Annotated in this window: 21 protein-coding genes, 3 tRNA genes and 3 pseudogenes; 16 read left to right on the top strand and 11 right to left on the bottom strand. The window is 37.2% G+C overall.

Annotated elements, in window-relative coordinates:
- Positions 1-195 precede the first annotated feature (195 nt).
- Both ACFILW_RS07770 and ACFILW_RS07775 read left to right on the top strand, forming a co-directional pair.
- Entirely contained in the window at positions 196-477 is a 282-nt protein-coding gene (locus ACFILW_RS07770; protein WP_252619286.1) for a type II toxin-antitoxin system RelE/ParE family toxin, read from the top strand.
- A 16-nt stretch (positions 478-493) separates the two neighbouring features.
- Positions 494-787, top strand: a complete 294-nt coding sequence (locus tag ACFILW_RS07775) for a HigA family addiction module antitoxin (protein ID WP_375613679.1) — start codon at positions 494-496, stop codon at positions 785-787.
- 148 nt (positions 788-935) lie between these two features.
- On the opposite strand, the gene ACFILW_RS07780 is transcribed toward ACFILW_RS07775, so the two are convergent.
- From ACFILW_RS07780 to ACFILW_RS07795, 4 genes and pseudogenes are all read right to left on the bottom strand, one after another.
- Positions 936-1,448: a hypothetical protein gene (locus ACFILW_RS07780; RefSeq protein WP_375685477.1), complete on the bottom strand. Its 513-nt coding sequence runs from the start codon at positions 1,446-1,448 to the stop codon at positions 936-938.
- Positions 1,435-1,788: pseudogene (locus tag ACFILW_RS07785) on the bottom strand (hypothetical protein). Before ACFILW_RS07785 ends, ACFILW_RS07780 begins: the two are co-directional and overlap by 14 nt.
- Positions 1,789-1,988: 200 nt before the next feature.
- Complete coding sequence (locus ACFILW_RS07790; RefSeq protein ID WP_375685478.1) at positions 1,989-2,579, bottom strand: hypothetical protein; 591 nt, start codon at positions 2,577-2,579, stop codon at positions 1,989-1,991.
- A gap of 604 nt (positions 2,580-3,183) precedes the next feature.
- Positions 3,184-3,499, bottom strand: a pseudogene (locus ACFILW_RS07795) (hypothetical protein).
- Between the two features lie 423 nt (positions 3,500-3,922).
- On the opposite strand from ACFILW_RS07795, the gene ACFILW_RS07800 reads away from it, so the two are divergent.
- Positions 3,923-4,075 carry a hypothetical protein gene (locus ACFILW_RS07800; RefSeq protein ID WP_375623972.1) on the top strand — a complete coding sequence of 51 codons (153 nt, stop codon included), beginning with the start codon at positions 3,923-3,925 and terminating at the stop codon, positions 4,073-4,075.
- 257 nt (positions 4,076-4,332) lie between these two features.
- Here the strand turns inward: ACFILW_RS07800 and ACFILW_RS07805 are convergent.
- Positions 4,333-4,418, bottom strand: a tRNA-Leu gene (locus ACFILW_RS07805).
- 146 nt (positions 4,419-4,564) lie between these two features.
- On the opposite strand from ACFILW_RS07805, the gene ilvA reads away from it, so the two are divergent.
- The 3 genes from ilvA (at position 4,565) to ACFILW_RS07820 (ending at position 8,080) form a co-directional block, all read left to right on the top strand.
- Entirely contained in the window at positions 4,565-5,842 is a 1,278-nt protein-coding gene (ilvA, locus tag ACFILW_RS07810; RefSeq protein WP_375623970.1) for a threonine ammonia-lyase IlvA, read from the top strand.
- Positions 5,843-5,876: 34 nt separating this feature from the next.
- The gene (locus ACFILW_RS07815) at positions 5,877-6,407 is read left to right on the top strand and encodes a hypothetical protein (RefSeq protein WP_375623981.1); all 531 of its coding nucleotides are present in this window, start codon (positions 5,877-5,879) and stop codon (positions 6,405-6,407) included.
- A gap of 290 nt (positions 6,408-6,697) precedes the next feature.
- Positions 6,698-8,080 carry a DEAD/DEAH box helicase gene (locus tag ACFILW_RS07820; RefSeq protein ID WP_375685479.1) on the top strand — a complete coding sequence of 461 codons (1,383 nt, stop codon included), beginning with the start codon at positions 6,698-6,700 and terminating at the stop codon, positions 8,078-8,080.
- A gap of 992 nt (positions 8,081-9,072) precedes the next feature.
- On the opposite strand, the gene ACFILW_RS07825 is transcribed toward ACFILW_RS07820, so the two are convergent.
- Positions 9,073-9,147 (bottom strand) — tRNA-Asn (locus tag ACFILW_RS07825).
- 184 nt (positions 9,148-9,331) lie between these two features.
- On the opposite strand from ACFILW_RS07825, the gene ACFILW_RS07830 reads away from it, so the two are divergent.
- The 6 genes from ACFILW_RS07830 (at position 9,332) to ACFILW_RS07855 (ending at position 17,212) form a co-directional block, all read left to right on the top strand.
- Positions 9,332-9,405: transfer RNA gene (locus tag ACFILW_RS07830), tRNA-Cys, on the top strand.
- 220 nt (positions 9,406-9,625) lie between these two features.
- Positions 9,626-10,300 carry a protein-L-isoaspartate O-methyltransferase gene (locus ACFILW_RS07835; protein WP_375685480.1) on the top strand — a complete coding sequence of 225 codons (675 nt, stop codon included), beginning with the start codon at positions 9,626-9,628 and terminating at the stop codon, positions 10,298-10,300.
- Between the two features lie 66 nt (positions 10,301-10,366).
- Positions 10,367-11,659 carry a TolC family outer membrane protein gene (locus ACFILW_RS07840; RefSeq protein ID WP_375646562.1) on the top strand — a complete coding sequence of 431 codons (1,293 nt, stop codon included), beginning with the start codon at positions 10,367-10,369 and terminating at the stop codon, positions 11,657-11,659.
- A 249-nt stretch (positions 11,660-11,908) separates the two neighbouring features.
- A complete protein-coding gene (locus ACFILW_RS07845) occupies positions 11,909-12,463 on the top strand; it encodes a DUF2497 domain-containing protein (protein WP_375623964.1) in 555 nt (184 codons plus the stop codon).
- A gap of 159 nt (positions 12,464-12,622) precedes the next feature.
- Entirely contained in the window at positions 12,623-15,346 is a 2,724-nt protein-coding gene (locus ACFILW_RS07850) for a valine--tRNA ligase (protein WP_375685481.1), read from the top strand.
- A gap of 1,584 nt (positions 15,347-16,930) precedes the next feature.
- A complete protein-coding gene (locus ACFILW_RS07855) occupies positions 16,931-17,212 on the top strand; it encodes a hypothetical protein (protein ID WP_375685482.1) in 282 nt (93 codons plus the stop codon).
- Between the two features lie 144 nt (positions 17,213-17,356).
- On the opposite strand, the gene ACFILW_RS07860 is transcribed toward ACFILW_RS07855, so the two are convergent.
- From ACFILW_RS07860 to xth, 5 genes are all read right to left on the bottom strand, one after another.
- Complete coding sequence (locus ACFILW_RS07860; RefSeq protein ID WP_273724174.1) at positions 17,357-18,103, bottom strand: amino acid ABC transporter ATP-binding protein; 747 nt, start codon at positions 18,101-18,103, stop codon at positions 17,357-17,359.
- Between the two features lie 11 nt (positions 18,104-18,114).
- Positions 18,115-18,831, bottom strand: a complete 717-nt coding sequence (locus ACFILW_RS07865) for an amino acid ABC transporter permease (RefSeq protein WP_375623959.1) — start codon at positions 18,829-18,831, stop codon at positions 18,115-18,117.
- A 2-nt stretch (positions 18,832-18,833) separates the two neighbouring features.
- Positions 18,834-19,586 (bottom strand): amino acid ABC transporter permease, encoded by a 753-nt coding sequence (locus ACFILW_RS07870; RefSeq protein WP_375623957.1) that lies wholly within the window; start codon positions 19,584-19,586, stop codon positions 18,834-18,836.
- A gap of 140 nt (positions 19,587-19,726) precedes the next feature.
- Complete coding sequence (locus ACFILW_RS07875) at positions 19,727-20,632, bottom strand: transporter substrate-binding domain-containing protein (protein WP_375623955.1); 906 nt, start codon at positions 20,630-20,632, stop codon at positions 19,727-19,729.
- Positions 20,633-20,749: 117 nt separating this feature from the next.
- On the bottom strand, positions 20,750-21,532 hold the full coding sequence (gene xth, locus ACFILW_RS07880) for an exodeoxyribonuclease III (RefSeq protein ID WP_375646565.1): 783 nt from the start codon (positions 21,530-21,532) through the stop codon (positions 20,750-20,752).
- A gap of 492 nt (positions 21,533-22,024) precedes the next feature.
- Here xth and rpsL point away from each other — a divergent pair, with 492 nt between their 5' ends.
- The 4 genes and pseudogenes from rpsL to ACFILW_RS07900 all read left to right on the top strand — a co-directional run.
- Positions 22,025-22,396 (top strand): 30S ribosomal protein S12, encoded by a 372-nt coding sequence (rpsL, locus tag ACFILW_RS07885; RefSeq protein ID WP_006589495.1) that lies wholly within the window; start codon positions 22,025-22,027, stop codon positions 22,394-22,396.
- Between the two features lie 18 nt (positions 22,397-22,414).
- On the top strand, positions 22,415-22,885 hold the full coding sequence (gene rpsG, locus ACFILW_RS07890) for a 30S ribosomal protein S7 (RefSeq protein WP_273791452.1): 471 nt from the start codon (positions 22,415-22,417) through the stop codon (positions 22,883-22,885).
- A gap of 24 nt (positions 22,886-22,909) precedes the next feature.
- On the top strand, positions 22,910-24,994 hold the full coding sequence (fusA, locus tag ACFILW_RS07895) for an elongation factor G (RefSeq protein ID WP_273791453.1): 2,085 nt from the start codon (positions 22,910-22,912) through the stop codon (positions 24,992-24,994).
- Between the two features lie 62 nt (positions 24,995-25,056).
- A pseudogene (locus ACFILW_RS07900) lies at positions 25,057-25,132 on the top strand (elongation factor Tu); the annotation flags it as partial.

Below are 25,132 nucleotides of genomic sequence, written 5' to 3' on the forward strand. Positions count from 1 at the left end.
ACTTTATTTAGCATGTTTTTTCTTACCTTAAACTTGTACTTTAATACATAGAAAATCTTAGCATGATTTGCTTATTTATTCAATTATTTCAAAACGGTATTGTTGTTTTTTAACATATAAAATTATGTTTAATATGCTCTTTGATCAATAATCAATTGACATAAATGCATGGTGTATAGTATCAAGAGGGTATATATGGCAATCGTTAGTTTTAAGCATAAAGGGTTGAAATTATTCTTTGAAAGAGGAGTCTGCAAAGGCATACAACCCGCGCATGCTAAAAAATTAGCAAACATTTTAGTAATTTTAGATACAATATCCGCGCCTGAACAAGTTACTCTTAAATCGTATCGTCTACATGCGCTTACGGGCGATTTAAAAGGTTACTGGTCAATGCGTGTCAATGGAAATTGGCGTGTTACTTTTCGTTTCATTGGGACAGACGTTGAACTGGTTGATTATCAAGATTACCATTGAGTTTTGAGGTGTTATTATGATGTACAATCCTCCACACCCTGGCGGCATTTTGAAAGAAGAATTGCTTGATGAATTAGGGTTAACAGTAACAGAAGCTGCAAATCGTCTTGGCGTTGCACGTTTAACTTTATCCCGCGTCTTAAACTGCCATGCGGCGATTAGTATTAACTTAGCTTTACGGTTAGAAAAAGCGGGTTTAAATGATGCGGAATTCTGGCTTAAATTGCAACAAAAGCATGATTTGTGGCAAGCTCGGCATAACAGCCCAATCCCACATATTTCACCTTTAGAGCAAGTAGGGCATTTTTAGAAAGACTTAGCCCATCTTTCTTCACACCTAGAGGTCATGTTCTTTAAAATCAAGCAGCCCATGATAGTTTTTTATGCTCTTGTTGATTTTATCGAACGTTGAGAAGAGACAACGTAATCTGAACAGTTTTATAAAATCGGAAATTTTATTATGGCTTTTTAACGGAGCACTGTAGTGTGTAAATAGATATGTTTATTAAACTGCGTGTATGTAATATAAGAAACAATACACAGACTAAAAAAGAATACCAAAGAGCAATATCTGAGTACCAAAGAGTATCTAATGAAAAAGAAAGCTTATACTCCACGTACTTAGAAATAACAGGCAAAGAAACTGTTTCCTTATAACTACTTGGGAAAATTAAAACGACAAGCGCTAAACTTATTAGCTTTAAGAGTTTGTGCATATACTGTTGTAAATCACGTGTTAATGTCTTCCAACCTGTTGTATTTCCGCGTTTGTATTTTGGGTTGCTCTGCAATTCAGAAGGAATCTTGGAATTGCATAAAATTGCAAAAACCGCTGTGACTATTACCAAAGAAACAGACGCAAATGTCAAAATACTTTGAATAAAGTCAAGATTTTTTTTAATTCCTAAAAAACATAAAAATATAAAAATTATAATGCCAAACAAGTCTCTTAGCTGTTTATCTGTCAACATATTTATTTCCTGTGGTTTTCGATAATTTTTTGATCTCTTTATTGATCTCATCTATGAGAGGTTCGTAATTGAGAACGCTTTTCGGAATATTCCCACCGTAAACCCATGCTTTCACTTGTGCTTTGGTACTAAAATCTGCATTCTTAGGTGTTTTGTAATACTGACCACCATCAAATTTTTCACATTCTCTTGTGACGTCTTCATATTCTTATTCTTAGAGGTTGTAAAAATACTCTGCCGCTCCGTCTCCCCAAGGAACATAACCAACAGCTGTTGCAACAAACTCTTTTTGCATTGGCTGTTTACGCTTTTTTAAGAACAGGTCTTTTAATATTCTCATGTTTTTAGTCCATAATTTTACCAATAGGTTAATTTACCTTAAATTTGACCGTACAGAGCGTTTTTATATTGCGATTTTTATCATAAAATCTTTAAATCGCTTTGTACGGTACCTTTTTGTCGATTTAAATGCATGTCTAATCGTAAAATGATCAGCACTTTTCATTAGTTTGTTAATTTGCAGTGTTTTTCACTTGCTTTTCAACCAACACGAGTGGTCTTGAATTCTCTCTTATTGCCTTTTTTCAGCTTTTTTTCACGGGTGTTCAAAACAACCTTGTGTACAAGATTGGCTTTCGTCAAAAGACTATTTTCCAAGTCACGACTTACTAACTCACGAGTGCTTGGAAAAAACGTATCCGATAAACCTTCTACCTCATCGCATAAAATCCCTTTAATCATTTTTATCAGTGACCACGCAGAAACACTTTCCAAAATCATTCCATAGGTAAGCGCTATACCTTCATGATCTACCTGTTGCGAAATTTTTAAATCACACGGAAGCATCCGAATTGCCTTGGCTATGTCCTCTTTGCTCGCTTTTACTGAAAACAATTCATGAAGTTGATCACAAGCATCTAAGGCAATTGTTTTTTGCCGTTGTGTCAATGCTTGCCACTCTTCAAAACCAAAGGAAGCTCTAGAGCTATTATCTCGTGAATGTGTTTTAAAGTGACATCGAGATTTGATATCAAGGATGCTGTCTGAGATGTGTTCACCAACGCTTTTTTGCCTTTGAGAGTGATTTCCATAGTTTTTTCCTTTCTCTAAATCTTCGATAGCTTTTTGCACCCAGTTGCGCCACATTGCTTTTCAATCTGTTTTGCGTGCATCTTTGCCTGTTCTAGCTTTCCAAAAATCTCGAAATTTTGCCATTTCGGCTTTGACACGCTCTGGAGTCAAACCCTCTTCGATTGCGAAATCATAAACAGGTTCGAAATCATTAGGATACGACAGCCACAGTCATTTCTAACCCGTTTAGTTTTTTTCGGAAGGTTCTTTTGCTCGTGAATGGAAGGTTGGTTTTCTACACCCGTTTTGATTTGCTCTGATGTGATCTCAACAGCAGCAACCTCTGTTGGTTCTCCAATCAAATTGATAGTTTCTAAATGTTCAGAACCAATTTTTTTGCTAATACGATAGTATTAGTTTTATATATCTATATTCTTTATCTTGCTCAATAAGTTTATCATTCTTCATGAGATATTCGACAATAGTTGCAAACTTTTTTGCGAGCAATTGCAAGTGCGTGCAAGGTTCCAAAATCTTCTTTAATTGGTGCTTTTTTATCGTACATGCGAACGAGAAGCGTTATATAATGCCCCTTTGCTCCAATGTCATTCCATCTGTCTCACTGTTCCAGTCATTCAAAAGGAATCTTATCCATGGCATTGCATTAGACATGCGCATTCCCTTCTTTAACTAAATATAAAATTGCTAAAGCATTTGCTTCGTTGTCATCTTTTGGATTGTATTCTTTTGCACTCACCGTCTTAATCATCTCTTCTTGTGAAGCTTTGCCTTTATCTGTTGTTATCTTCATTTTTGTAAGCCATTGCTGAAAACACAAATAGCGCATACCATCGCCTTTAGAACGATAAGATTAAAAATTGACAAGTGCCACTTGTTATACTGCTGTCTACACGAGAAATTGCCCAGCTTGTCCTGGTACCTAGATCAAGGTAGAGAATGGTTTGTGTATTGATGATCATCTTCCCCCATTAAAGGCTGTTGCGTATTTATATGTGCGCTATGACAGAGCGTGTTGTGATTGCTTGTCTTGAAAAAATGTTTGTGAGAAAGTACTTGAAACTACTTTTGGGCTAAATTTTTTACTGCCATTCGAGGAAAAATAATTTTAGAAGCAGTTGATTTTCGAATTGACGCTTCTTGTTTTTGAATCACATCTTTTTGTGCATGTATTATTTCAGCTTCTTTATCTATAATTTTGTTTTTTTCATCTATCTCTTTTTTGAGCTTTTCGTCGTTTTACAAGAGTCATGAAGAGTATAAGCCAATCCCAAATTAGCAATACAATAAATAACAACTGCTACTACTAAACTTAGATCTATCTCTATACCTCACTTATGTTTCTTCGTCTTATCCTACTCCGGTTAAGAATGTGAATTAAGAATGTGAATGGTGCTGCTGGTGTTGGAGAAATCTTAGGATTGATGAAAAGGCGTTTGTTAGATGCAAATGACCTCGAAGAAGAGCTTAAGCATTACAAATCTGTTATAACAGAAGCTAAGCGAATTTTACCAAGCCCTGTTGTGAAAGCTGCTTAACGTTAAAAACACGACTCATTTCTTCATCCTCAAGGATGAGGAAATCAAGATTAACTGCCTCTCCATCTTAAAAGACGAGGAGGAGGAGGTTAAAGTGCTAAAAAGGTACCTCAAAAAGCAGCAATGATTCGTATTTTAGCATCATCGCGGTGCCGTCTGATAGCGTTATAATAAAGTTGCGAAAGGTGGTTTAGAAGATATTTTAATTTTTTTGATTTTTAATAAATCATTGGAAAATAAGAGAGATTAAGATAATCTGGTGCGGACGGCGGGACTTGAACCCGCAAGGTCTTCGACCGGCAGATTTTAAGTCTGCTATGTTTACCGTTTTCATCACGTCCGCGATGTGAGTTCTCTCATAAGCTATATCTTTTATTGAATCAAGAATTAATGACAAAAGAAACATTTTTCATTTTTTAGTGAAATTTTGACTGACAATAGTTTCCTTTATCGATAGAAAAAGCTTTTATAATGTAAATAAAGTATGAAATGATTAGTGTTATGAATCAATTTATTCAAGACGTCACAAAAGCTATGGTGGGATTGCATCACGTGTTTGCTGAAACACCACTTCAAAGAAATGATTTTCTTAGTCAAAAGTATGATGCAGAAATTTATTTAAAGCGTGAAGATTTAACACCGGTGCGGTCTTATAAGATTCGTGGTGCTTTCAATTTTGTTTCAGAAATGCTTAGCTGTATATCACCAGATTCTGCATTTGTTTGCGCTTCAGCGGGGAATCACGCGCAAGGGGTTTCTTTTGTTTGTCGTTATTTTAAACGTAAAGGCGTGATTTTTATGCCTATGACAACGCCACAACAAAAAATTGAAAAAACACGTATTTTTGGTAAAGAATTCATTGATATTCGTTTGGTTGGTGAAACATTTGATCAATGTTATGAAGCTGCGCAATCCTTTGTCGTAGAGAGCGGTGGTGTAATGGCTCCACCTTTTGATGATATTCGCATTATTACGGGGCAGGCAACAGTGCTTTGTGAAGCTGCTTTACAATGGAAAAAACTCAATGGAGAAAGTGAGCCAGATTTGATGATTGTGCCGGTAGGGGGGGGTGGTTTGGCAAGTGGAGTGAGCAAGTTTTTACATGAATATGGTTGGAAAACAAAGCTTCGTTTTGTTGAGCCGCAAAGAGCTGCAAGTTTGCTTGCTTGTTTGGAGAGTGGAAAACGCGTCAAGCTTGAAAACATTGACACTTTTGTAGATGGTGCTGCTGTGGCTGAAATTGGTGCACTAAACTATACAATTTTAAAGCAATTTCCCCCTGATTCTGTCATTACGGTTCCTGAAAACCGCGTTTGTTCTACGATGGTTGAAATGCTTAATGTTGAAGGTGTGGTTCTTGAACCGGCTGGTGCTTTATCGATTGATGCGCTTAACAGTATTCCTCCTCAAGAGTTAAAGGGGAAAAAAATTCTTCTCGTTATTTCAGGAGGTAATTTTGATTTTGAGCGTTTGCCAGAAATTAAAGAGCGTTCTTTACGTTTCCAAGGGTTGAGAAAATATTTTATTTTTAGTTTTCCGCAACATCCTGGTGCATTGCGTCATTTTCTTTCTACATTATCACCAGATGATGATATTGTGCGTTTTGAATATCTTAAAAAATCAGCGAGAAACTTTGGTTCTGTATTGGTTGCGATTGAAACAAAAAAATACGGTAATTTTTGTCTTTTAGAGGAAAAATTTCAAACGTTAGGTTGGCGTTACCGTGATATTACTGATGATCAAACGTTATTTGATTTTGTTATTTGAAAAACTGAAATTTTACTAAAAAAGAAGTATAATGATGAAACCTATTTTTTATTCGGTGCTGAGTCTATTTTTCTTTTTGATTGTTAATCAACAGAGTTTAGCATCTCAGCCAACAATAGTACAAAAAGATGAACTTTCAAGTGTCGTTGTTGATGTCAATAATGCTATAAAAAATGGGGATTTTGCGTCTATTTCTCGTTATATGCCTGAGCGGCTTTATAAAGAGATGGCACGTCGATTGAATACAACAGAGAGTGCTTTACGTAGTGATTTTCTTCAACAGTTGCATAGGAAGTTTGAGGGGTTGCCTTCTGGTGCTTATTATTTAGATAAAGAAAATATAGAGTATTTACAAACTGATAACGGTACTGTGTATGCTTTAATTCCAACAGTTCTTGAGATGAAAGATCGCATCATTCAATATAAAACTTTGGCGATTTTTGATAAAACACAATGGTATTTAATTTATGGCGGTCAAAAAACTTTACAAAATCCAGTTTTTCTCGAGATTTATCCTGATTTTATCAAGGTACATTTACCGATGAACACAATCATTAAAAAATAAATGATCTAAATATTGTTTTTATTCATGATAAATGTATTTCGTAAAGTTCTTGCTTTTTTATCATAATCCAAAGATAATAGAGGTGAAGGCATTTAGGCTGGTTTGTTGGCTTTTTGTAAAGTGAAGTTTATACGCCTTTATCTTGATTTCAAGGTGTTCATGAGTTGCGCAAGCCGCTTTTTAGGCGTTGCTTCATTTAAAATGTCAGGGATTTCTCTTGCGCGGATTCTTGAGTGGAGAGTTCAGATGGTTACTTCTTTTGGGTTCTTCAGCTAAGGAAAGATTTTATTTTGCCTATAAAAGAAGAAAATGTTTTTACAAAGTTAGGTTTGCCTACTCTTTTGATTAAAAATTTACTCATTGCTGGGATGAGTAAACCTAAACCTATACAAGAACAAGCTATTCCAGTAATGTTGAAAGGACACGATATTTTAGGTGTTGCACAGACAGGTTCTGGAAAAACCTTGGCATTTAGTTTGCCTATTTTAAGTCAGATTTTGGCTTTGGGTGATAAACGCTGCCCTAAAACTGCACGCGCTTTGATTTTAGCTCCAACGCGTGAACTTGCTGTTCAGATTGATGAAGCAGTTCGCACTGTGGCAAAAGGGGCACATCTTTCGACGTGTCTTATTTTTGGGGGCGTATCACGTTTAAAACAAATTAAACGTATGGAAGCAGGTGTAGATATTTTGATAGCGACTCCAGGGCGTTTGAGAGATCTTGTTCGTGAAAAGTGTGTTGATCTTTCCCAATCTCGTTTTTTGATTTTGGATGAAGCAGATCGTATGTTGGATATGGGGTTTATTCATGATGTTAAGCAAATTGCAAAGCTTTTGCATCAAGAGCGTCAGACAGCACTTTTTTCTGCAACAATGCCGAGGGAAATTGCTGCGCTTGCAAAATGTTTACTCAATGATCCGGTTAAAATTGAAGTTGTTCCTCAAGGTACTACGGCTGTAGAGATTTGCCAAAAATTATATTGTGTTCCTACGAATGAAAAAAAGAATGTTTTAAGTAAACTTTTGACAAATCCAGCTTTTGATTCGGTTATTGTTTTTACTCGAACGAAACATGGGGCTGATGCTGTCACACGTAGTTTAGCAAAGATAGGATATTTAGTTGCAACAATTCATGGGAATAAATCACAAGGTGCTCGCCAATCTGCTTTAAAAGCTTTTCGTGAAAGATCGGTACAGATTCTTGTTGCAACAGATATTGCTGCACGCGGTATTGATATACCAGGGATAAGTCACGTTATTAATTACGACTTACCAGATGAAGCTGAAAGTTATGTACATCGTATTGGTCGTACAGGACGTAATGGCGCATCTGGTGTAGCACTTACGCTTTTTGATGAGAAGATAGAAAGGTCCCGCTTGCGTGCTATAGAGCGCTTGATTCGTATGAAATTGGTGGCTGAGGCTGTTCCAGAACAATTTGCAGCGTTTCCAGAAAAGCCAATTGTGCGAGAAAGTAAAGAAAAAGAAAATGATAAGGAACGCCGTTTTAAAAAATCTAAACGTCAAAAACAGTTTTTAGGTCGAAAAGATGATACCGCACAGTTGCAGCGGAAGAATTCTTCACCTCAAAATGAGAGGCATAAAAAAGCAAAAGCGTCAGCAAAGCGTGTAAAGCCTTTTCGTTTTCGGAAATCAGTTAAGAAGGCTGCTTAGATAAAGTCTTGAAAAAAGATCATGTATGGAGATTTTTATTTTTGTTGATTTATTCTCAATTGAAAAGAGCTATAAAATGCTCTTGTCAAAGTAAGAAGATCCTTCAGAGGTTTTCATTTTTTAAAAATGAAAACTTATAACTGTTTGGATTTATTTAAAAATCATTAAAAAATCATTATTGTAGAGGCAATTATTTATTTGCTTTATTCCCATTTTTTTAAATGGGAATAAAAGTAGATTTTATTTATATAAAATTATTTTTATAAAGGATGTGTTTTATCTTTAATGATAACTTTTAATTTTAAAAATTGATGTCTAATAATAATTCACTGTTTTATATATTTAATAATTCACTATATCGTAAAATTTTTTCATTTCGAATCTTTTCATATTGATCAATCAAAAATATTCACTTGCACGTTACAAGTGAGATTCTCGTGTGGATAAACATTTAAGAAATAAATAAAATGATTCTTGTAAATTCTTTTAAAGGCAAAAGGGGTATTGCTAACATTGAGAGCTGGAAAATAGTATGATGGTATACGGCTTTATTGTACGTAAAGATGGTGCTGATCAGTGGATTGTATTTTGTACCATTTATTGGAGCCATTGTGAAAGAGGCTGGGGGGATTTAAGAGATATCTCTTAAAAAAACGTGTGACTGCATAATACAATAGCGAGAATGTCATGTCTTCTGAAGGCTTTCTCAGGATTCTTAATAATTTATCTCTGATAAAAGAAATCGCAATTTATAATGTGCAAATAATTGCAGTGCTCTCTTATAAAGACGCGGTAGTTTGAAAAAAATAATCTTATTTGTGCTATTTAAAAATGAATCAATTGTTTTTTGCGTTCATTGCAAAAAAATACATCCGGTAGGATATTGCGTTTCTACTTTATTGCAAAAATCCTATTCCATTACTTTTATTAACAAAACCTTCATGTCTAAAAGTTTTAGAAAAAACAATAAAATACGTGGAATAAAAGAAAAGTGGCTCCCCGGGCCGGATTCGAACCAGCGACCAACCGGTTAACAGCCGGTTGCTCTACCGCTGAGCTACCGGGGAACGATGCCCAATCATTTAATTGAAAAGGCTATAGCAAAGCAATACTGATTTGCAAAGGATAAAATTACTTTTTTTAAAAAAATATGATAAATTGTGTAATAAGAGGAAAAAAGGCGAGAGAAGATTTCTACACCTTGACGGATGCGTTGCCTTCCCTTATTGAAACCTTTATGTTTGTTGACGAGGCCTCGTGGCGGAATGGTTACGCAGAGGACTGCAAATCCTTGTATCCCGGTTCGATTCCGGGCGAGGCCTCCAGCCGATTTTAAACGAAACGGCTTTTAGGGGAGATAAGGTATAGGAAAATAGATTATTTCCCTTTATTCTTGTGAAGACACTTTTGTATGAGAGATTATATAGTTAAAATCTAATTGTTGACTATAGCGTCCTTTTTTGTAACACCCATAGTTTAAGAAATCTTCGTCCCTTATTGTCGCTGTTTTGTTTGTTTTTTGTAGGTTAGGAGAAAATATTCGTTATGGTTGCAGATTTTGCTGAGCTTCGTCGCAAAATGGTTGACAATCAAATTCGTACAGTCGATGTAACGGATTTATCAGTTCTTGAAGCCTTTTTAATGGTATCTCGTGAAGATTTTGTATCGGAAGATATGAAAATGTTAAGCTATCTTGATACCGATATTGTTCTATGTCCAGTGCAAGATGGGATTCCAGCACGCTATTTGATGAAACCTGCGTCTTTAGCAAAATTACTACAGCTTGCCGCTGTAAAATCATCAGATGTTGTTTTAGATATTGGTGCAAATAGTGGTTATTGTGCAGCGTTGCTTGCAAAACTTGCAGGGTCTGTGATTGCGCTGGAAAGTGATAAATCTCTCTTTGAACGTGCTCTTGACGCTTTAGAACGTAATCAATGTGATAATGTGGTTGTCGTTCATGGTCCTTTAGAGCAAGGATATGCCGTTGAGGGACCTTATGATGTGATTTTTATTGAGGGATCTGTTGATTTTATTCCTCAAGGTATCTTTGATCAAATGAAAGACTGTGGACGTCTTGTTGTGGTTGAAGGGCATGGAAATGCTGCTGTTGCACAAATCTATATAAAAGAAGATGGGATCATCTCAGCTCGTCGTGCTTTTAACCTCGCTGTAAAGCCTCTTCCTTGTTTTTTCAAAACACCTAGTTTTGTGTTTTAGTGCTTGTTTGTTTTGTGAATAAAAGATAATTTTGTAATTTATTTGGGGTTTGTTATTGTGTGTATTATGTTTAGAATAAACAAGAAGTTTCAGGCGTGTTTATTGCTGGTGTTGAGTGTTTTACTATCAGAGGCTGTTTGTGCTGAAACATTGATGGATGCCTTTTCTAAGGCTTATAAATATAATGCTAAGTTGAATAGTGAACGTGCAGCTGTGCGTATATCCAGAGAAGATGTTATCATTGCGCGATCAGGGTTATTGCCGCAAGTTGAAGGAGTTGGCAGCTATGGGCGTAATAAGTCTTTTACAGGTCCTTATGTCACTTCTGGATCTATAGGCGTGAGATTAAATCAAAGATTATTTGACGGATTTATCACGCAAAATATCTTTTCTTCAGCGCAAGTTAAGTTGCAGGCTCAACGTGAGTATCTTCGTAATGCTGAACAAAATACTTTTCTGGAAACTGTGACGGCTTATGCTAATGTCTATCAGGCACGTCGTATTGCCGATCTTCGGAGAGAGAATTTGGCAGCTCTTGAAGAGCAAGTTCGTTCCGATAAAGCAAAATTTGATGTGGGTGAGGGAGGGCGTGTTGATCTTGCTCAAGCTCAAGCAGCGCGTTCTGTGGCAGTTTCAGAACTGAGTCTTGCTCGTGCTGATGTAAAAGCAGCCGAGGCAGTGTATCGACAAGTTATTGGTTCTGATCCTGAAAAGTTAAAAAGCCCTCCCGTAGCCAGAGATTTTCCTGCCAACCTTGATATGGCTTACCAAATGAGCGTTTCTATGCATCCAGCAATCCTTTATGCTAAATATTTAGTCGATGCGAGTGGTTACAATGTAAAGGCAAAAGAAGGTGCATTGCTCCCTAAGGTCGATTTTTCTGCGACAGCGTCTTATAATCGAATTTACAGTGGTCCTGGAGAGGATGGCGTTTCTAAATCAATAGGGTTGTCAGTAAGTGTCCCAATCTTCGAAGGGGGACGTACGTCTGCGCAGATTCGCCAATCGAGGGAACAGCTTGGACAGGCACAACTTCAACTCGATTTGGCGCATAGCAATACGAGACAAGCGCTTACTTCTGCTTGGTTTCAGTTGGAGGGCGCACGCGCATCTGTTATTGCTTACCGTGAAAGCGTTCGTGCTGCTGAAATTGCTCTTAAAGGTCGTGTGCAAGAGAATCGTGTAGGGCAGGCAACGACATTGGATGTTTTAAATTCTCGTACTCAATTGATTAATGCTCAAATTGCGCTTGCAATGGCAGAGCGTAATGCTGTTGTGGCAAGCTATAGTGTTCAATCTTCTATTGGTAAATTGACTGCAAGTTATTTAGGGTTAAAAAAAGCTCAATATATCCGATAATGCATAAAAGTAGCTTTTTGATCTTAAATTATTTTAGTTTTTAAAAGATTAGTAAATCAACAGTTGAATATGTTGAAAAATATTGCGGCGAGATGTTATTTTTATAAAGTGTAGAAAACTGTGTGTAGCGCCCTCTTTATGACAAGCATATTTGAAAATATCGTGGGAGGCATGTTGATCTTATAATTCTTTTGCATACACTGAAAATATGATTCTATTTGTTGTTGCGTCTTTGAGAGGTTGTAAAGTATGGTACAGAGTTCAAGCGTGTTACGTGAGCCAAGTATGGATGAAATTTTAACATCTATTCGTGAAATAATCGAAGAAAATGCGGTTCAATCTGATCACTTTTTAAATGAAGATGTTGCAGTGAATGCTTCAGAAGTGGCATCCGAGGGTATTTATGATACAACCTTATCGGTTGATGATGCTATGAAAGCTTTAGCTGATCGTATTGGTCTTTCTTCTGAAAATCAAGGAGGGAAGATAACGCAAGAGAAAGAGGATATAGAGGCAGAAAATAATACAGTTGGTATGGATATGCAAAAGATGAAGCTTTCTTCTGAAGAACGGAATTCTGTTTATAAAGCAAAAGAATATGAAGATGAGATAAGGAAATCACAATCAGAAGCTGGAAGGGATGGTCATGTGGAATTGTCTGCATATTGTATTTCTTCTGCAGAAAAGATTGCTAAGGATGTGTTGCGTCCGGCTATAGCAGAATGGTTGCAGTCTAAATTGCCTATTTTGCTGGAAGATATTTTGCGTGAAGAAATTGTGAAGGCGATTAAAAAAGCATCTTAATTATTTTTTACATTATTTTTATGTTTTTCATTTTATGGGAATTTTGTTTGCGATTTTGCGAGCTCTCGAGTGAAAGGCTGAGATTCACGAGATTCTGATCGGTTTTTGATCATATGTGGTGTTTATTGTGTTTTTTAGCGGCCGTTATGGATGGATAGAATGTTAGAAAAAAACTATGATGCTTCCTCTATAGAGCAACGGGTTGCAAAGAGATGGGAGACTCGTGGGGCTTTTAAAGCGGGAGCGGGTTCTAAAAGTGGTGCAGAACCTTTTTGTGTTATGCTTCCACCTCCTAATGTTACAGGCTCACTTCATATGGGGCATGCGCTTAATACGACAATTCAAGATATAATAGTTAGATTTCAGCGGATGCGTGGAAGAAATGTGTTGTGGCAGCCTGGTATGGATCATGCTGGGATTGCTACGCAAATGGTAGTGGAGCGTCAACTTGCAGAACGCCAAGAGCCAACGCGTCAAGAAATGGGGAGAGAAAAGTTTATTGAGCGTATTTGGGAATGGCGTTATGAAACTGGAGGCGTTATTGCAAACCAGTTGCGCCGCCTTGGGGTTTCATGTGATTGGTCGCGTGAGCGGTTTACAATGGATGAGGGGTTGTCGCAGGCTGTTCGTGAAGTCTTTGTCACGCTTTATAGGCAAGGGTTGATATATAGGGATAAGCGCCTCGTCAATTGGGATCCTAAATTGTTGACAGCTATTTCAGATCTTGAAGTTGAGCAAAAAGAAGTTCAAGGACATTTGTGGCACTTTAGATATCCACTTGAGGGTAAAACTTTTGATCCAAATGATGCGACAACTTTTATAACAGTGGCGACAACACGACCAGAAACAATGCTTGGTGATACAGGAATTGCTGTTAATCCTGAAGATGAGCGTTATAAAAATCTTATCGGTAAAAATGCTCTTTTGCCGCTTGTTGGTCGTAGGTTATTAATTGTTGGTGATACGCATGCTGATCCTGAAGCTGGAAGTGGTGCTGTAAAAATCACACCAGCTCATGACTTTAATGACTTTGAAGTAGGACAGCGTAATCACTTACGCTTGATCAATATTTTTACTCAGAAAGCCGAGATTTTTCTTCGTGAAAATGAAGAATTTTTCGATGGGTTGATTTTATCAGATGAATTGAAAATGTTAGTAGAAGACCTCGATAAATCTGATCGTTTTGTTGCTCGCCAGAAGATTGTTTCTTTGATGGAAGAACAGGGATATTTAGCTTCTGTTGATGATCATACCCATATGGTTCCTCATGGAGATCGCAGTGGTGTCCCTATTGAGCCTTTTTTGACAGATCAATGGTATGTTCATGCTGCTGAATTAGCAAAGCCAGCGATAGAGGCTGTTCAACAAGGAAAAACGCAGTTCGTTCCTGATAACTGGAAAAAGACTTATTTCAATTGGATGCAAAATATTCAACCTTGGTGCATTTCTCGCCAATTATGGTGGGGACATCAGATTCCTGCTTGGTATGGTCCTGATGGAACGGTTTTTGTTGAAAAAAGTGAAAAAGAGGCTTTAGATTCAGCTTTTGCTCATTATGGTGAGGTTGTTGAATTAATCCGTGATCCGGATGTTTTAGATACTTGGTTTTCATCAGCTCTTTGGCCTTTTTCAACATTAGGATGGCCAAATAAAACGACTGAATTATCTACTTTTTACCCAACATCTTTATCTGTGACAGGATTTGATATTATTTTTTTCTGGGTTGCTCGTATGATGATGATGGGACTTCACTTTATGGGGGACGTTCCTTTCCCAACGGTTTATGTGCATGCTCTTGTGCGGGATCAAAAGGGTGCAAAGATGTCAAAATCAAAGGGAAATATTATTGATCCCTTAGAGCTTATTGATCAGTATAGTGCTGATGCACTTCGTTTTACTTTAGCTATTATGGCAGCACAAGGTCGTGATGTAAAACTTGATGTTTCCCGTATTGCTGGTTATCGTAATTTTGCTACGAAATTGTGGAATGCTACTCGATTTGCACAGATGAATGGTGTGAAGCATGATCCAGCTTTTAAACCAGAACAAGCAAAACTGGCGCTTAATCGTTGGATTTTAACGGAGCTCTCTAAAACAATTTCAGCAGTGACGACTGGTATTGAACACTATAAATTTAATGAGTCAGCTGCCACTCTTTACCGTTTCATTTGGAATACACTCTGTGATTGGTATTTGGAGCTTCTCAAACCTATTTTTCAGGGGGAAAATGAAGAGGCTAAAAATGAGGCTCAAGCTTGTACTGCTTGGGTTTTAGATGAAGTTTATAAACTTCTTCATCCTTTTATGCCTTATATGACGGAAGAGTTGTGGTCTCTTACAGAAACGCAAGCCGTCAAGCGTGAGGATATGCTCGCATTGACAAAATGGCCAGAGGAAACATTGATAGATGAAGAAGCTGCTGATGATATCAATTGGCTTATTGATGTCGTCACAGGGATTAGGGCTGTACGTTTTGAAATGAATATTCCAGTGGCTACACAGGCACCTCTTATTGTTGTTGAAGGAGGGGAAGTAACGCGAGAGCGTGTAAAGCGTTATGATGCACTTCTTAAAAAATTAGCGCGTATTGAAGTTATTGATTTCTCTGATAAAGTTCCGGAAGTATCAGCACAAATGATTTTGGGAGAGGCTGTTTTTTGTTTACCATTAGGACAGTTGATTGATTTGGAGGCTGAGCGTGTTCGTTTGAGGAAGGATGTCAGTAAAATTGAACAAGATATTGAAAAAATATCGCTTAAGTTAAACAACCCCAAATTTATAGCAAATGCAAAAGCAGAAATTGTTGAGCGTGAGCGGAACAGGGTTGTAGAACTGCGTGCAGCGCAGAAAAAAATATTTGTTGCTTTAGAGCGGTTAGATTGATTTCAACTTTTTATTTTTTTTGATAGATAATTGCATACCAGTAGGGCTGGTATAGATCTTCTTTAAAGGAAACTTTTCTTTTGTTAGTTTTTCATGAACGATCATAAAATCTCTACTGAAATCCATTGTTTTATGTTTATCATTAAAGAGACATCTTTTAAGGCATCCAAGCCTATTCCACGACGTAGATCATGAATGGTATAACGGTAAATCCATTGAGCTTCCTTTCTTTATGCTTGTGAAGTAACAAGCGCCGGCACCATTCTGTCCAATCCGGACAACTCTTAGCTCAGACCGTTCATAAGAGGCATTTTTAGTTCTTTCTTACACAGAGTTTTTATCCACATAGCTCTCTCTACTTGTAATGTGCAAGCGGATGGTTTTGAGTGATTTAACATGGAACAGATTTGGAATGAGAGAATCTTACGATATTCGAGGGACTCATTCAAAGTGCAAAAAGGAAAATTATAATTATAAATCAATTTCTTGCTTTATTACTATAAAATATCATCATTTAGAGTAGCAATAGAAGGTATGTAAATTACACATGTGGTATTTTTTTGTATGTAGTGGTGAGTATTCTAAGGTAGAACTTGTGTGTAAAGTATGAACTAATCCCATGTGAAATGATGTCAGGTGCAATCTGTTAAACAAAAAGCTGTATTGTTTATAGATTGGCGGAGACAAAAAACTTCATCTTTAAGGTGGTAAGGTAGTTGTGAAGTTATAAGTTAACTATCATCATTATATTTATCCATCTTTCGTATTGTTTTTTATACTTAAACGCTTATCATTCATCATGTATTCTCTTCATTCTCAAGTTGCTGTTTAATGCACGTTATTTTATTGAACGATTTTTGCTCATACGTATAAAATTTTAAGGTCGATAAATCCTAGAATGTTAAAGGATGTGTTACAAAATATAAAATGATGATTTATATTTAAAAATCAATTTGTTATATATAAAAATGGATACTTAATTTTATCGAACATTTGGGATGGTTTTTATCTATTTGTTTTTTCTTTTTAAATTTTTACTTTAAAATCTTTCATTTTTCTTACTAAAAAGAAGAGTTTAAATATCTACAAAGAAATTTGTAACAGATATAACAATTAAAATTGAGATAGGGGGAAATGATCAAAAGCTTCAGATATGGAAAAAAGCCACGATTGTTGTGACGTGAGGGGGATTTTTTTCTACTGTTAATGCAGTAGATGTTAATAGCTTGCAAGAAGCCAATGATAGTTCGTTTTATTTTTTGAAACGTGGCATGTCTGCTTATAAAATGGATATATCAATCAAGCTATTCCAGCACTCCGTTGTGCTGCTAAGAGGGGCCATATCGGTGCGAATTGGAAACTTGGCTACATCTATGCAAAGGGTGATGGTGTTCCTAAAGATGATTACAAGGCATATCATTTTTTTGCATATATCTTTGAAAAAGGTACAGATCTTGGTTCAGAAGATGAAAGTTATGTTTCTGATGCATTGGTTAAACTTGCGGAATATACAAAAAAGATATTTCTCCATTGCCTGTGAAGCCTCATCCTTCTTATGCTGTTCGTTTTTATATGCGGGCTGCGGTGAATTATAGAAATCCTCAAGCTCAATATCATTTAGGAAAAATATTTTTTAAAGGGAAAGGGAAGGGAGAAAAATTCTATACAAGCCACGATAGTTTCAACTCTCAGCAAAAAAAAGGAAATCCTTTTGTTCAAACAATGCTTGGAAATATGTTTCTTCAAGAAGGAAAAATTATTTGCGGAATGGCAATGTTAACTGCAGCCTATAAAAAAGCTAACGTAAAAGATAGAAACTGGATTCGCCTTTTACTCTTTGTAATGAATTTGAGAGACGTACAGTAATTTCACTTGTTTCTGATATTTTAAAAAATAACAGTTTTTAAATCTCTGATTGTAATATTTTTTACATTCTTCCATCTGATATTAAACTCTTCCTTCTTATATCCAATTTCATAATAGAGATAGTTTTTGGTGATAATATAATGGTTAATGACTTAGGATTTTAGACAAAAATTCTTGTGTTCTTGGTGTTCGCGCTTGCGGATCAGAAAAGAATTCTTTAGACGAACAGTCTTCAAGAATTGTTCCTTGATCTATGAAAATAACACGCTCCGAGACTTTTTGTGCAAAACCCATTTCATGTGTTACACAAATCATTGTCATCCCTTCTTCTGCTAAGCTAATCATGACATCGAGTACTTCACCTACCATTTCAGGATCTAGAGCAGATGTTGGTTCATCAAAAAGCATAACAAGTGGATCCATGGTTAAGGCACGTGCAATAGCAACACGTTGTTGTTGCCCTCCAGAAAGTTGACCAGGATACTTATCTTTATGTTCAATGAGTCCAACGCGTTCAAGATACAACAAACCGCGTTCAAGTGCTTCTTTTTTGCTCCGCTTTAGGACTTTAATTTGTGCAATTGTCAAATTTTCTGTGACAGATAAATGTGGAAAAAGTTCGAAGTGTTGAAATACCATTCCCACCTGACTCCGCAATTTAGGCAGATTCGTTTGTTTTGAATGAACTGGTATTCCATTAATCCAAATTTCACCTTTTTGAAAAGGGACTAGAGCGTTAATGGTTTTAATGAGTGTTGACTTCCCTGATCCTGATGGACCACAAACGACAACAACTTCTCCTTTATTAATGTTGGTTGTACAGTTTTTAAGAACTTTAACTTCGCCATACCAGTTAGAAACATTTTTTATTTCGATCATATGAGTAGACATTTTTTTCCCCGTTAGCGAATAATGGACACTTTTTTTTGTAAATACAAAACTATTTGTGACAGTGTAAAACAGATAACAAAATAGAAAATAGCTGCTAAGATGTAAGCTTCTTGCTTTACACCAAAATTATTAGCAGCAATATCAAAACCATTCAAAAGACTATGACCACTGATGGCATAAACAAGGGTTGTATCCTGAAAAAGGATGATGACTTGTGTTAAAAAGACTGGAAGCATATCTCTAAAGGCTTGAGGAAGAATGACAATGTACATACTTTGCCAATATGTCATTCCAAGAGCTTGCCCCGCATATTTTTGTCCTTGTGGAACTGAATTTATGCCAGCACGCATAATTTCAGCAAAATAAGCAGTTTCAAATGCGGTAAAGGTAATGAGTGCTGATTTATTTGCACCGATGGATGCTCCCGTTAAAAAAGGCAGAAGCACGAAAAACCATAAGATAACCATCACAAGTGGTATTGAACGCATAGCTGTTATGTAAACGATTGCAAACCAAGAAAGAAGTTTTATGGAAGAAAGGCGCATGATTGCTAAAAGCGTTCCGAAAATAAATCCTAATACCGTTGCAAAAAGAGTTAGAAAAACGCTGAAGAGTAAACCTGATAAAATGTAAGAACGAAATACATCAAAAGTGAAAAAGGAAAAATCAAAGTCGGAAAAATTGAAAGGAAAATAGTGTCCAAACTGAGAGCTTATGAAATTTATCATATTCAATTTTCCTTTGTTTGAAAATTAGGAATTTTGAGTATTTGTTCAATAACTGTCATCACAATAAATATGAATAAGGCTATAAGAATATAAAGAATCGTAACAAGCAAATAGTTTTCATAAACATGACTTACCTCTTCAATTGTTTGGTATTGAAATTGCATGAGCTCATTTATTGAAACGGCGAATGCTATAGATGAATTTTTTACAATGCCCATTGCTTCTGAAGTAAGCGGGGGCATAATTGTGCGCATAGCACGCGGCAGTATAATATAGAGATAACTTTGATAAGTTGTAAATCCCATTGCCATAGCAGCATAGCGTTGTCCAGAAGGAATAGCTTCAATGCCTGAACGAACCTGTTCAGCAATGCGCGCAGATGTAAAGAATCCCAATGCGCATGTTATTAAGAGAATAGGGGAAAATTTCATCGCTGGTGGATAGACCTTAGGAACAACAAAATACCATAAAAATACCTGTACAAGGAGGGGAATGTTACGCATAATCTCTACCCAGATAGCACCGATAGTGCGAAATACACAATTGATTATGGAAGTATTAGGTAAAGTGCGCATTGTTCCTATAATAATACCACATAATACAGCTAATATAAGTGAAGTGATGGACAATATAATTGTATTTTTTAAGCCATCGAGAAGTGTATCTAAATAGGTATGATTCACGCCAGGAGTTCCCAAGCATCCTGCTACCAGTGTTTGAGTAAGGTCATCTCTACAAAGGAAAGAAAAGTCCATTAATTGATATTCCCTCAAATTAGTCATTCACAAATAAGACAATAAATCAACCGTATCTACATAGGCGGAATTTATCAAAAAGTGAACTAAAATATAAACCACACTCAATTTTTAAAGAGTGTGGTTCTTCTTTCTTTATTCTATAAATCTTTTTCTGTGTAGCTTTCCCGAGGCTTATTGTTTGGGTGATCCCAAGCATATCTCGTTTGTTTTGATAAGGGAAGGTTCATAACAGTATTAGCAGGTGGAATCGGCTTCATAAACCACTTATTGTAAAGCTTTTCAAGTGATTCGTCTTTAATCTGACGGACGATACTATCGTTGATTGCTTGTTCAAGTTTTTTGTCATGCAATCTGAGCATGCAGGCGATGGGTTCAACTGAAAGTACGGTGTCAAGAATGACATAATCAGATGGATTTTTTGATTTTGCAATATGTCCAGCAAGAATTGAGGCATCCATAACAAATGCATCAGCACGACCAGATTCTAATAATAAGAAGCTATCTCCGTGATCTTTTCCTTTGATGACCTTAAAGTTAATGTTTTTTGCACGTTTGTTTTTACGAATAAGTTGGACAGATGTTGTACCGGTGGTCGTTGCAACTGTTTTTCCATTTAAATCGTCAAGAGATTTAATGTTAGAGTTTTTCTTTACAGCAATTCTAACTTCTTCAACATATGTCGTATAAGCAAATGCTGCTTCTTTACTGCGGGCAATATCATTTGTTGTTGAGCCGCACTCAAAATCATAAGTATTATTTTTTAAGAGAGGAATTCTATTTTGAGAAGTGATGGGAAGATAATGAATTTTAATTGGTTTACCAATTTTTTTTGAGATATCACCAATGATCCGTTCTGCCATTTCTGTATGAAAACCTACATATTTATTATTACCAAGGGCGTAGGCTAAACCAGATGATTCACGGACACCTAAAGTAATTTCCCCTGTTCGTTTTATTTTTTCAAGAGTATCATGTTCAGCATGCGCGAAACTTGAGAATCCAATGGCCGTTGCTGCAATAAGCATTAATAATGATTTCTTCATTTATGTCCTCCATTTATTTATTGTAGTTGTTTAAGATATAATCTTTAATATGCTGTAGCATAGTTATTATTCTGAGTGGAATTTTTTTGTTATCTTATAAAATGAGGGCTATATTTTTTAATTGATATTAAGGTGAACCCAAACAGGAACGTGGTCAGATGGTTTTTGATATCCCCTTACGTCTGTCTGACTATGAGCGCCAATAAGATGATCAACAGCTTCTGGTGATAATAATAAATGATCAATGCGAATCCCATTATTTTTAGGCCATGCCCCAGCTTGGAAATCCCAAAAACTGTAGGAGGGCGTATCGGTGACATTCCGGATAGCATCGTAAAGACCTAAATGAAGAATACGTTGGAATGCTTTTCTTGTTTTTTGAAGAAATAAAGCATTTTGATACCATTCTTGAGGATTTTTTGCATCTAATGGGGTGGGAATTACATTATAATCACCCGCTAGGATAAGAGGCTCTTCATACGCAAGCAATGATTTTGCATGTGTATATAATCTTTCCATCCATTCTATCTTGTAGGAATATTTTTCACTCTCGATAGGATTGCCATTTGGCAAATAGAGAGATGCAACACGAACAACACCTTTGTTTGTTGAATAAACAGCTTCAATGTAACGTGTTTGTTTATCATTATCATTGCCTGGTAATCGACGGATCACTTCATCTGGTGTTTTTTTAGAGAGAATCGCAACGCCATTAAAACTTTTTTGTCCGTGTGTTTCTATATGGTAACCTAAATTTTCAATTGCATCGCGTGGAAAATTTTCATCAATACTTTTAATTTCCTGTAAACAGACTATGTCCGGCTGGCTTTGCTGCAGCCATTGACATAATGTTTCATGTCGTGCTTTTATTCCGGCAATATTCCACGTTGCTATTTTCATGGCGCTCATCATTAGATATAAAATATGCAATCCAATTTACTGCATTTATGTTTTAGTACAGTCATATCGCTACTTTTTTTATTTATAGGGGATATTACTATGGTAAATTGATTTATCAAGAGTAGCGGTAAAAGCAAATTTAAAGCTTTAAAATTTAATTTATTTTAATTTTAAAAAACTTTCTGCTGTTTAGTTCTTGACGAATGTACGTGTTCTCGCTATTAGAGATGGACATAACCGATGTGGGTGTAATCAGGTGTTTTGGATATGAGCCGGAAGATTATTCACAGGTGTTAAGAAGATTAAAAGCAAATCCTAGTGCAAAAGGCTATTGCCTTCTCTGCTTATGGTCGGGTGAACTGTTTTTTGCAGGTGTGCCCGATTTTGTGTGTAGACTTAGATATCTGTTCCGATTCTGTTGGGGTGGATGGAAATAAAAATAGAAAAGCCCGATTGGGTGAGAAGAATATAGATCGAAAAGAGGAAGGTTGCATGCCTACCGTAAATCAGTTGATTCGTAAGCCGCGTGTGGTGCCAGTTAAACGTAATAAGGTTCCTGCTCTGCAGTCGAATCCGCAGAAGCGTGGTGTTTGTACGCGTGTTTATACAACAACGCCGAAGAAACCTAATTCTGCTCTTCGTAAAGTTGCTAAAATTCGCTTGACGAATGGATTTGAGGTGATTGGTTATATTCCTGGAGAGGGGCATAATCTTCAAGAGCACTCTGTTGTGATGATTCGTGGTGGTCGTGTGAAAGATTTGCCAGGAGTTCGTTATCACATTATTCGTGGTTTGCTTGATACTCAGGGTGTCAAGAATCGTAAACAGCGTCGTTCAAAGTATGGCGCAAAGCGTCCAAAATAATATTGAGAGACAAAGCCAATGTCCCGTCGTCATAGAGCAGAAAAGCGTGAGATTAATCCAGATCCAAAATTTGGTGATTTGGTTATTATGAAATTTATGAATGCCATTATGTTTGATGGTAAAAAATCAGTTGCAGAGCGTATTGTTTATGGTGCACTCGATTCTGTAGAAAAAAGAGTGAAAACAGATCCTGTGGCTCTATTTCATCGGGCCTTAGAGAATGTTGCTCCTCATATTGAGGTTCGTTCACGCCGTGTTGGTGGTGCTACTTATCAAGTTCCGATTGATGTTCGTCCTGATCGTCGTCAGGCTCTTGCTATTCGTTGGTTAATTGCGGCGGCGCGTGGTCGAAATGAAACGACGATGGTTGAGCGTTTATCTGGTGAATTGATGGATGCTGCTAATAATCGTGGTTCTGCCGTGAAAAAGCGTGAAGATGTTCATCGTATGGCTGAAGCTAATCGTGCTTTTTCTCACTATCGCTGGTAGAAGTTTTAAACTAAGGCAAATATAATGGCTCGCGAATATAAAATTGAAGATTATCGTAATTTTGGTATTATGGCGCATATTGATGCTGGTAAGACTACGATGACTGAGCGTATTCTGTTCTATACCGGTAAGAATCATAAAATTGGCGAGACCCATGATGGTGCTTCTACAATGGATTGGATGGAGCAGGAGCAGGAGCGCGGTATTACGATTACGTCTGCTGCGACAACGACGTTTTGGGAAGGGCAGGACGGTCGGAAGCGTCGCTTTAATATTATTGATACGCCAGGGCACGTTGATTTTACGATTGAAGTTGAGCGCTCTTTGCGTGTTCTTGATGGTGCAATAGCTTTGTTGGATGCAAATGCTGGTGTGGAGCCTCAGACGGAAACTGTTTGGCGGCAAGCTGAGAAATATCGCGTGCCTCGTATGGTTTTTGTTAATAAAATGGACAAAATAGGAGCTGACTTTTATCGTAGTGTGGAGATGGTTGGTTCTCGGTTGGGTGCTAAAGCGCTTGTTTTGCAGTTGCCGATTGGCGCTGAAAATGACTTTGAAGGTGTTGTTGATCTTGTAGAAATGAAGGCTTTAAAGTGGGATGGTTCTATTGGTGCCTCGGCGGTGATAAGTGAAATTCCCTCTGATTTAAAGGAGAAAGCTGAAGAATATCGCGAGAAATTGATTGAGATGGCTGTGGAGGTTGATGAAGCAGCGACAGAGGCTTATTTAGAGGGTGTTATGCCAACCAACGAGCAGCTTGTTTCTCTCATTCGTAGGGGGACAGTAGAAGTTCAGTTTCATCCGGTTCTTTGTGGTACGGCTTTTAAAAACAAGGGGGTGCAGCCACTTTTGGATGCTGTTGTTTCTTATCTTCCTTCTCCAGTTGATATTCCGGCGATTAAGGGTATTGATGTAAAGACTGAGGCTGAGACGACACGCGAATCTTCTGATGATGCTCCGCTATCTATGCTTGCTTTTAAAATTATGAATGATCCTTTTGTGGGGTCGCTGACTTTCTGTCGTATTTATTCTGGTAAAGTTCAAAAGGGTATTTCTCTTGAGAATACTGTGAAGAAGAAAAAGGAGCGTTTGGGGCGTATGCTTCAAATGCATTCAAATTCTCGTGAGGATATTGAAGAAGCTTTTGCTGGTGATATTGTTGCTCTTGCAGGACTTAAGGAGACGACAACAGGGGACACTCTTTGTGATCCTTTGAAGCCTGTTATTTTGGAGAGGATGGAATTTCCAGAGCCTGTTATTGAGATTGCAATTGAACCGAAAACAAAAGCAGATCAAGAAAAAATGGGTATTGCTCTTAACCGTCTAGCGGCTGAAGATCCTTCATTTCGTGTTAAATCGGATGAGGAATCTGGTCAGACTATTATAGCTGGAATGGGTGAGCTTCATCTTGATATTATTGTTGACCGTATGCGGCGTGAGTTTAAGGTTGAAGCAAATGTTGGGCAGCCTCAAGTTGCTTATCGTGAGTCAATTACTAAAATGGCGGAAATTGATTATACGCATAAGAAACAATCGGGTGGTGCCGGTCAATTTGCTCGTGTGAAAATTGTTTTTGAGCCTCATGATGGTGATGACTTTATTTTTGAGTCAAAGATTGTTGGTGGTGCTGTTCCTAAAGAATATATTCCCGGTGTCCAAAAAGGGATTGAGAGTGTTATGGGGTCAGGTCCTCTTGCGGGCTTTCCTATGCTTGGTGTAAAAGCGACTCTCATTGATGGTGGCTATCACGATGTTGATTCTTCGGTTTTGGCTTTTGAGATTGCTGCTCGTGCAGCTTTTCGTGATGGAGCAAAGAAAGCAGGTGCACAGCTTCTTGAGCCGATCATGAAGGTGGAAGTTGTTACGCCAGATGATTATGTTGGTGATGTTATTGGTGATCTCAATTCTCGTCGGGGACAGATTTCAGGAACTGAAGCGCGTGGTATTGCAACGGTTGTGAATGCAATGGTTCCTTTGGCAAATATGTTTGGTTATGTGAATACTCTTCGCTCTATGAGTCAGGGGCGTGCGCAGTATACAATGCAGTTTGATCATTACGAGCCTGTACCTTCGGCTGTTGCTTTGGAGATTCAAAAGAAATACGCGTAATTTCAGGTTGGTAATTAATTTTTAACTTAGTCCTTGGCTTGGACGGAAAATGGAGAGCTCAAATGGCGAAGAGCAAGTTTGAACGAACAAAACCGCATGTTAATATTGGTACGATTGGTCACGTTGATCATGGGAAGA

It is taken from the genome of Bartonella sp. TT110JLCBS, assembly GCF_042193405.1.
In the GTDB taxonomy this organism is placed as follows: Bacteria; Pseudomonadota; Alphaproteobacteria; order Rhizobiales; family Rhizobiaceae; genus Bartonella.

Excerpts from the sequence above, each read along its gene's own strand:
- ACFILW_RS07865 (WP_375623959.1), bottom strand. The coding sequence starts at position 18,831 with ATGATAAATTTCATAAGCTCTCAGTTTGGACACTATTTTCCTTTCAAT.
- ACFILW_RS07860 (WP_273724174.1), bottom strand. The coding sequence starts at position 18,103 with ATGTCTACTCATATGATCGAAATAAAAAATGTTTCTAACTGGTATGGC.
- xth (WP_375646565.1), bottom strand. The coding sequence starts at position 21,532 with ATGAAAATAGCAACGTGGAATATTGCCGGAATAAAAGCACGACATGAA.
- ACFILW_RS07850 (WP_375685481.1), top strand. The coding sequence starts at position 12,623 with ATGTTAGAAAAAAACTATGATGCTTCCTCTATAGAGCAACGGGTTGCA.
- fusA (WP_273791453.1), top strand. The coding sequence starts at position 22,910 with ATGGCTCGCGAATATAAAATTGAAGATTATCGTAATTTTGGTATTATG.
- ACFILW_RS07770 (WP_252619286.1), top strand. The coding sequence starts at position 196 with ATGGCAATCGTTAGTTTTAAGCATAAAGGGTTGAAATTATTCTTTGAA.
- ACFILW_RS07870 (WP_375623957.1), bottom strand. The coding sequence starts at position 19,586 with ATGGACTTTTCTTTCCTTTGTAGAGATGACCTTACTCAAACACTGGTA.
- ACFILW_RS07845 (WP_375623964.1), top strand. The coding sequence starts at position 11,909 with ATGGTACAGAGTTCAAGCGTGTTACGTGAGCCAAGTATGGATGAAATT.
- ACFILW_RS07815 (WP_375623981.1), top strand. The coding sequence starts at position 5,877 with ATGAAACCTATTTTTTATTCGGTGCTGAGTCTATTTTTCTTTTTGATT.
- ACFILW_RS07775 (WP_375613679.1), top strand. The coding sequence starts at position 494 with ATGATGTACAATCCTCCACACCCTGGCGGCATTTTGAAAGAAGAATTG.
- ilvA (WP_375623970.1), top strand. The coding sequence starts at position 4,565 with ATGATTAGTGTTATGAATCAATTTATTCAAGACGTCACAAAAGCTATG.
- rpsG (WP_273791452.1), top strand. The coding sequence starts at position 22,415 with ATGTCCCGTCGTCATAGAGCAGAAAAGCGTGAGATTAATCCAGATCCA.
- ACFILW_RS07840 (WP_375646562.1), top strand. The coding sequence starts at position 10,367 with ATGTTTAGAATAAACAAGAAGTTTCAGGCGTGTTTATTGCTGGTGTTG.
- ACFILW_RS07780 (WP_375685477.1), bottom strand. The coding sequence starts at position 1,448 with ATGTTGACAGATAAACAGCTAAGAGACTTGTTTGGCATTATAATTTTT.
- ACFILW_RS07835 (WP_375685480.1), top strand. The coding sequence starts at position 9,626 with ATGGTTGCAGATTTTGCTGAGCTTCGTCGCAAAATGGTTGACAATCAA.
- ACFILW_RS07875 (WP_375623955.1), bottom strand. The coding sequence starts at position 20,632 with ATGAAGAAATCATTATTAATGCTTATTGCAGCAACGGCCATTGGATTC.
- rpsL (WP_006589495.1), top strand. The coding sequence starts at position 22,025 with ATGCCTACCGTAAATCAGTTGATTCGTAAGCCGCGTGTGGTGCCAGTT.